Here is a 7474-nt window from a genome sequence, read left to right on the forward strand (position 1 = left end):
ATTTATGGTGTGAATACGTCTTTCAGAGTCTGTTTAAATTTTACCAAAATATTTTATTACAGATTCTTTTTCATTCATTTTTAGGCTCTTTTGGTTTAATTTATCCCTTCTATCGGCTTAAATAGCCCGCTATTATCACCTCAAAAAAGAATAAATTATTCCCAAAATGGCTCTAAAAATCTGAATGAATAAAATTTAAACAGACTCTGAAATAAATGTAATAATAAAATGTTTTACAACATATTTTATAAGTGTATAATTTTACACTTATTTTCATATCTTGCAAGTGTTTTTGATACACTTATTTAAAATAGGGTAAATGCAAGAACTTAAAAAACCATGAAAACAGAGAAAGAAAAAATGGTTGCGGGCGAACGCTATTGGGCACATGGCGAGGAGATCGTAAATCAACGCAAAGAAGTAAAACGCATATTGCATAAGTTGAACGTTACCGAATACTATACTGATAAATTTCGGGATGTGATAAATGAACTATGCCCTAATGCCGCAAAAGACCTGCGTCTCGAACCTCCTTTCTACTGTGATTATGGTGATCTTATTTATGCTGAAGAGAACGTCTTTGTCAATTTTGGTGCTGTTTTTTTAGATGGCGGTACGATCAGAATAGGTGCAAATACAATGTTTGCTCCGGGCGTCCACGTTTATACGGCACGCCATCCACTCGATATTGCCGATCGCAGAGAATGGGAAGACTGTGCACCTGTGGTTATCGGTAAAGATTGCTGGATAGGAGGTCATGCTACAATATTGCCCGGAGTCACTATCGGCGACAGAGTGGTGATAGGTGCGGGAGCTGTTGTAACTAAGGACGTTCCGGCAGATTCATTGGCAGTCGGTAATCCGGCCAGAGTAGTGAAAAAATTGAATCAGAAATAAATAAAAACCTTTAAGCTATGAAGAAACTATTAGGAGTCATCACTTTTGTGTGCCTTTTAGCGCTGGCTTCCTGTTCTCAGGAAGAAAGCAGGCTTTCCAGTCCGGACGGAAAGATCACAGTAAAGTTTCAGTCCGATTCATCCAATGTATTAAAGTATATCGTCAAGAAAGGCAACATTCCGGTTCTTGAACCATCGGTTTTAGGACTGGTTCGCAGCGATGCCGATTTTTCAAAACTAGAGATTGTAAGTGTAGGCACTAAACGTGAAGTCAGCGAATCATATATAACTCCTGCCGAAAAGCGTTTGAATAATACATTCAAGGCAAATGAATGGAATGTGAAAGTGAAAAATCCGGAAGGAAAAGAAATGACTATAACTTTTCATTTGGCCGACAACGGCGTTGCTTTCCGTTATGTATTTGAAGAAAAGACCGAAGATAAAAGGATAATAGAAAAAGAAGTCACCTCATTCAAATTTCCATCTTCGGCTAAAGGATGGTTACATCCGCACGATGATGTGAAAAACTGTTGGGCGCAGACTTGTCCCAGCTATGAAGATAATTACATGGTAGATGTGCCTGTTGGTACACAAGCCCCTAAAAAAGCCGGATGGAGTTTCCCAGCATTGTACAATGTAGGAGATAATTGGGTTCTAATAGCCGAAGCAGGACTCGAACCTCCGTATTGTGGTACACGTCTTGCACAGGATAGCCCCGACGGAGAATATTCCATCGAATTTCCACAGGCAGGTGAAACTGTAAAGCCAACAGACCCTATAACTCCAATCTCAGAATTGCCTTTACGATCTCCTTGGCGTGTGATGATGCTCGGAGAACTGAACGATATAGTAGAAAGTTCGATGGTGACAGATATTTCCGAGCCAAGCAGAATCGAAAATATAGATTTCGTAAAACCTGGTATTGCAGCATGGAGCTGGGGTATAGAAAAAGACAATTCGGTAAACTATGACCGCCAGAAGCAATATATAGACTATGCTGCTGAAATGACATGGGAATATGTCCTTATAGATGTTGAATGGGATCAGCGTATTGGTTACGACCGTATGCAGGAACTGATCGATTATGCTAAATCTAAAAATGTAGGCATCATTCTTTGGTACAACTCGTCGGGAGACTGGAATACCACCCATTATACACCAAAGAGTGCGTTACTGGAGAAAGATGCGCGTCGCAAAGAATTTGAACGAATCAGTACAATGGGAGTGTCAGGTATTAAAGTGGATTTCTGGCCGGGTGATGCACCTTCTGCCATACAGTATTATTACGATATGATGCAGGATGCTGCCGATTATAAGTTGCTTCTCAATTTTCACGGAACTACAGTGCCTCGCGGATGGAGCCGCACATATCCTAACCTGATGACGTTGGAGTCTATAAAAGGATTTGAGTTTATTACATTTGCTCAGGAAACTGCCGATCTTGCACCTCAACATTGTGCAACAGCCGTTTTTGCACGCAATGTAGTCGGGCCTATGGATTTCACTCCTGTTTGCTTTGGTGAAATTCCGGGTATTCAGCGCCGTACTTCCAATGGTTTCGAAATAGCTCTTACCGTTTTATTCCAATCGGGAATCCAACATTATGTGGAAGTGCCCGAAAGTATGGCACAACAACCCGATTACGTGAAAGACTATATGAAACACGTTCCTCGTGTTTGGAACGATATAAAGCTGATCGACGGTTTTCCTGCCAAATATGCTGTGATTGCCCGCAAAGCCGGTGACAAATGGTATGTGGCAGGTATCAATGCCGAAGCAGAAGTAAAATCATTAGAACTGGATCTGTTGAAATTGAATATACAGAAAAGTGGAATGATGATTACCGACGGAGATACAAACCGTACTTTTTCACAAAAAGAGGTTTCTCCAGAAAATGGTAAACTAAAAGTAGACATACAGCCAAATGGAGGCTTTGTTGTAGTATTCTAATCAAAAACAATGATAAACATGAAAAAGAAACTAACTAAAATTTTAAGCCTTGCAGCCTTGCTTGCTTTCGGACAGGTGACGACGGCTCAGCAGTCTTACGAATTTGAACTGGACACAAAGAAGGTGGGTGCTCCGATACAATCTACTATGTACGGACTGTTCTTTGAGGATATAAATTTTGCTGCTGATGGCGGTCTGTATGCAGAACTGGTGAAAAACCGTTCGTTCGATTTTCCTCAAAGCCTGATGGGCTGGTACACTTTTGGTAAAGTGGAAGTAACGAAAAATAACCCTTTGTTTGACAGGAATCCTAACTATGTGGTACTATCCGATCCGGGACATGCACATAAACGTACCGGCATCGAAAACGAAGGATTTAGAGGAATGGGTTTCAAGAAAGATGCAACCTATCGTTTCTCTGTTTGGGCAAAAAATGTAAATGCAACAGGAGATCAGAAGATAAGAGTTGAACTGATCAATCCTAAAAGCGATATTATCGGAAGTGCAGATTTGACGATAAATTCATCTGACTGGAAGAAATACCAGATTACAATAACATCAAAAGTGACTGAAGAAAAAGGACGTTTGCGTATATTCCTTGCTTCCGGTGGATCGGTGGCACTAGAACATATTTCTCTGTTCCCAACAGATACGTATAAAGGTCGTGAAAACGGATTGAGAAAAGATCTTGCTCAGGCATTAGCTGATATTCATCCCGGTGTTTTCCGATTCCCGGGCGGATGTATTGTAGAAGGTACCGATCTGGATAGCCGCTATGACTGGAAAAAGAGCGTAGGCCCTGTTGAAAACCGTCCGTTGAACGAAAACAGATGGCACTACACATTCCCTCACCGTTTCTTCCCTGACTACTTTCAGAGTTATGGTTTAGGTTTCTACGAATACTTCCTGCTATCGGAAGATATGGGTGCTGAACCACTTCCTGTACTTAGTTGTGGTCTGGCTTGCCAGTTTCAGAACGAAGATGAACATTGCCATGTGCCTGTCGGAGAACTTGATCCTTACATACAGGATGCACTCGACCTGATAGAGTTTGCCAATGGCGCAGTTACTTCTACTTGGGGAAAAGTACGTGCCGATATGGGACATCCCGAGCCATTTAACCTGAAATATATTGGTATCGGTAACGAGCAGTGGGGCAAAGAATATCCGGAACGCCTTGAACCGTTTGTAAAAGCTATCCGTGCAAAATATCCGGATATCAAGATTATAGGTAGCTCAGGCCCTTCTGCCGATGGTAAAGAGTTCGACTATCTGTGGCCTGAAATGAAACGCATAAAAGTAGATTTGGTTGACGAACATTATTACAAAGAGCCGAACTGGTTCCTTAGCAATGCCAGCCGTTACGACAATTACGACCGCAAAGGTCCTGCCGTATTTGCAGGAGAATATGCGTCACACGATCACTCTACCGGAAAACAGAACAACTTCCTGTCTGCATTGACCGAAGCTGCATTTATGACCGGATTGGAGCGTAACGCCGATATTGTACATATGTGTACTTATGCACCTTTGTTTGCTCATGTTGAGGCATGGCAATGGAATCCTGATATGATATGGTTCGATAACCTGAGAATGATGAAAACGCCAAACTATTACATACAGCAACTTTATGCGTACAATAAAGGAACAAATGTGATGACTTTAACCAGAGACAAGAAGGCGATTGCAGGAGACGATAACTTGTACGCATCTGCAGTATTTGATAAGGACGAGAATTGCTATATTGTTAAAGTAGCTAATACAGGTACTGAAGCAAAAGACATCAAGGTAACGCTGACAGGTGGAAAGAAAAATGCAACTTATACAGTAGGTGATTGTGTGATGATGCAGAACAATGACTTGAAGGTAATCAATACTTTAGACGCACCTTCAAATATCGTTCCTCAAAAAACTTCAGCAACAATAAACGGAAATATATTGAGTGTAAAAGCTCCGGCTCAGTCATTCAATTTATATAAAATAAAGCTTTAAGTTAGATTCAACAATGAGAGAGGAATCCAACCCTGTTTTCTTTAAAGGAGAATATTTGGATTCCTTTTTATTATCCAAAACTCAGGGTAGAATATTTTTGCAATTTATCTATATAGAATAGCTGATAGATATTGTAAAAAAATAATTGATGTTTGAGTTTAACATACTTAATAAAATCTGTATAGAATGAAGTATAAACTATCTCTTTTGTGTTTTTTTGCATGTTTCCACATGTTGGGTTATGCTCAGCAGGACATCAATCAAAAAATGATGGATAAACTTGAGGCTGGTAACTATGCGAAAGCGAAGCAATTTTATTCCTATTTAAAAAGGTGGGGAGCTACTTTGCATCCATCCATGGAGAGTTTCTACAAATATTCGATGGCAAATTTCCATAACAAACCCGATAGCGCAGTCATCCACTTGGAAGCCACATTGAAGGAAGAGGGGAATTATGATGCCACTTTTATTTTTGAACTTTATTACAGATTGTGGAAATTGTATGCAGAAACATTGCAGAATTATGATAAAGCTTTATCTACGTGTAATGATATAAATTCTTTTATAGAAAAGAATCCTTATAATGTAAATGAACAGGTATTGATGGAATTGAGTGGATTTGCTTCCGATTGGGAACGGCAAACTCTGCGTAGAATGCAGGAGCCGTCCATCAGAATCTCGCGGGATGATTCAAAAAATACAACAGCTATAGTAAGTGACAGTATTATCAATGATTTATTATTTTTTGAAGCCATATATAATAAGGAGAATAGAATAAAAACAGTTTTTGATACTGGCTTAATGGATTACTTCTTAATAGACAATGATATTGCTGAAAAGATAGGTGCCAGAAAATATCCTATTTTTGATAACGATACAGTGGGAACTCTTAACGGAAGACAGGTGCAGGGCTATTCAGGTATTCTTGACTCGGTACGGATAGCAAATGTCGTATTATATAATATCCCGGTCTTTATTTGGGATAGAAAATCTTTAGTTAATGTATCCGACTCTGTATCGCTCGATTCTTTGAAAAAAGAAAAAGTGGATAACTTTTATAAGTCTACTGACGTAATTATGGGCTTAAAAGCAATGAGCCTGATAGGGAAGATAAAGCTCAACAGGACAGACAAAGTATTGTGTTTTCCTACATCGAAAGAAGAAATATCCTCAGGAAAAGATCCGAATATTTTCATCATCGCCAATAAACTGTTCACACAAATAAAAATCAATAATCTTTCATTAACAGCTTTTGTAGATACCGGAGATAATGAATATGCAACTATAGATTCCTGGTTTTATGAGAAGCATAAAGAAGATATACCGATTGATACATTAATAGAGAAAGAGACTTTTAATAGAGCGATGTTTCACGATATTCGCCAGAATATTCTTCATGAGATTGCAGATAATCCGTCTATCGTATTTAATGGTAGGGCATTAAGCACAGAAAAATATAATAAGGTATATATTACTTCATTGAAGAATTGGAATACGCTGGGTGCAACTCCTGCGAATAATGTATATCCGGATATTACAGAGGGAGTAGTAGGGTATGACTTTTTTAAACATCTGGGAGAAGAAATTTTGTTCGATTTTCGTAATATGCGAATAGATGTCCTTGAAAAAAGTGATTAATTGAATCCACTAATTAGATAAATTGTATAAAAATTAAAATCATATAACAAGATAACCAAAATGACCACAACAGACTTATTAACCAAGGGTGCTGACAACCTCCGCATTCTATCTGCCTCTATGGTAGAAAAAGCCAACTCGGGGCATCCCGGAGGCGCTATGGGCGGTGCCGACTTCATCAACGTGCTATTCACCGAGTTTCTGGAATACGATCCCGAAAACCCTCAGTGGGAAGGCCGCGACCGCTTCTTCCTCGATCCCGGACACATGTCCCCCATGCTGTACAGCACCCTGTGCCTGGCAGGCAAATTCAGCCTCGAAGACTTACAACAATTCCGTCAGTGGAACAGTGTCACACCCGGTCACCCCGAACGCGACATCACACGTGGCATCGAGAACACCTCCGGTCCACTCGGACAAGGACATACCTTTGCTGTAGGAGCCGCTATAGCCGCCAAGTTCCTAAAACACCGCTTCGGTGAGGCCATGAACCAGACCATCTACGCCTTCATCTCCGACGGCGGCGTACAGGAAGAAATCTCACAAGGGGCAGGCCGCACAGCCGGACACTTAGGCCTCGACAACCTGATCATGTTCTACGACTCCAACGGCATCCAGCTCTCTACCAAGACACGTGAAGTAACCGAAGAAGACGTAGCCGCCAAATACACCGCCTGGGGATGGCATGTCATCACCATCGACGGCAACAACCCCACTCAGATACGCGCTGCACTGACAGAAGCCAAGCTGGAAAAGAACAAGCCTACCCTGATTATCGGCAAGACTATCATGGGTAAAGGCGCAGTCAAAGCAGACGGCTCATCCTTCGAGAACGAAACAGAGACACACGGCCAGCCCTTAAGCGCAGCCGGAGCCTCCTTCGAGAAGACCATCGAGAACCTGGGCGGAGACCCGCAGAACCCGTTCCGCATCTTCCCCGAAGTACAGGAACTCTACAACAAGCGCAAAGCCGAACTCAAAGAGATCGTAGCCAAAAA

The 7474-nt window shown here is 41.0% G+C and carries 5 protein-coding genes; all 5 read left to right on the plus strand.

Annotated elements, in window-relative coordinates; genetic code table 11:
* The first annotated feature begins 339 nt into the window (after nucleotides 1-339).
* The gene (locus M2448_RS06365; RefSeq protein ID WP_280645342.1) at nucleotides 340-897 is read left to right on the plus strand and encodes a sugar O-acetyltransferase; all 558 of its coding nucleotides are present in this window, start codon (nucleotides 340-342) and stop codon (nucleotides 895-897) included.
* Between the two features lie 17 nt (nucleotides 898-914).
* Nucleotides 915-2846 (plus strand): glycoside hydrolase family 97 protein, encoded by a 1932-nt coding sequence (locus tag M2448_RS06370; protein ID WP_280645341.1) that lies wholly within the window; start codon nucleotides 915-917, stop codon nucleotides 2844-2846.
* Nucleotides 2847-2864: 18 nt separating this feature from the next.
* Nucleotides 2865-4838, plus strand: coding sequence for an alpha-L-arabinofuranosidase C-terminal domain-containing protein (locus M2448_RS06375; RefSeq protein WP_280645340.1), 1974 nt, complete (start codon nucleotides 2865-2867; stop codon nucleotides 4836-4838).
* 186 nt (nucleotides 4839-5024) lie between these two features.
* The gene (locus M2448_RS06380) at nucleotides 5025-6476 is read left to right on the plus strand and encodes a retropepsin-like aspartic protease (RefSeq protein WP_280645339.1); all 1452 of its coding nucleotides are present in this window, start codon (nucleotides 5025-5027) and stop codon (nucleotides 6474-6476) included.
* Nucleotides 6477-6536: 60 nt separating this feature from the next.
* The coding region (locus M2448_RS06385; RefSeq protein WP_280645338.1) for a transketolase at nucleotides 6537-7474 on the plus strand (938 nt) is incomplete at its 3' end.

The organism is Dysgonomonas sp. PF1-14 (assembly GCF_029892965.1).
In the GTDB taxonomy this organism is placed as follows: Bacteria; Bacteroidota; Bacteroidia; order Bacteroidales; family Dysgonomonadaceae; genus Dysgonomonas.

What these genes read in the sequence shown, in the direction of transcription:
- M2448_RS06380 (WP_280645339.1), top strand. Translation starts at nt 5,025, where the DNA reads ATGAAGTATAAACTATCTCTTTTGTGTTTTTTTGCATGTTTCCACATG.
- M2448_RS06375 (WP_280645340.1), top strand. Translation starts at nt 2,865, where the DNA reads ATGAAAAAGAAACTAACTAAAATTTTAAGCCTTGCAGCCTTGCTTGCT.
- M2448_RS06365 (WP_280645342.1), top strand. Translation starts at nt 340, where the DNA reads ATGAAAACAGAGAAAGAAAAAATGGTTGCGGGCGAACGCTATTGGGCA.
- M2448_RS06370 (WP_280645341.1), top strand. Translation starts at nt 915, where the DNA reads ATGAAGAAACTATTAGGAGTCATCACTTTTGTGTGCCTTTTAGCGCTG.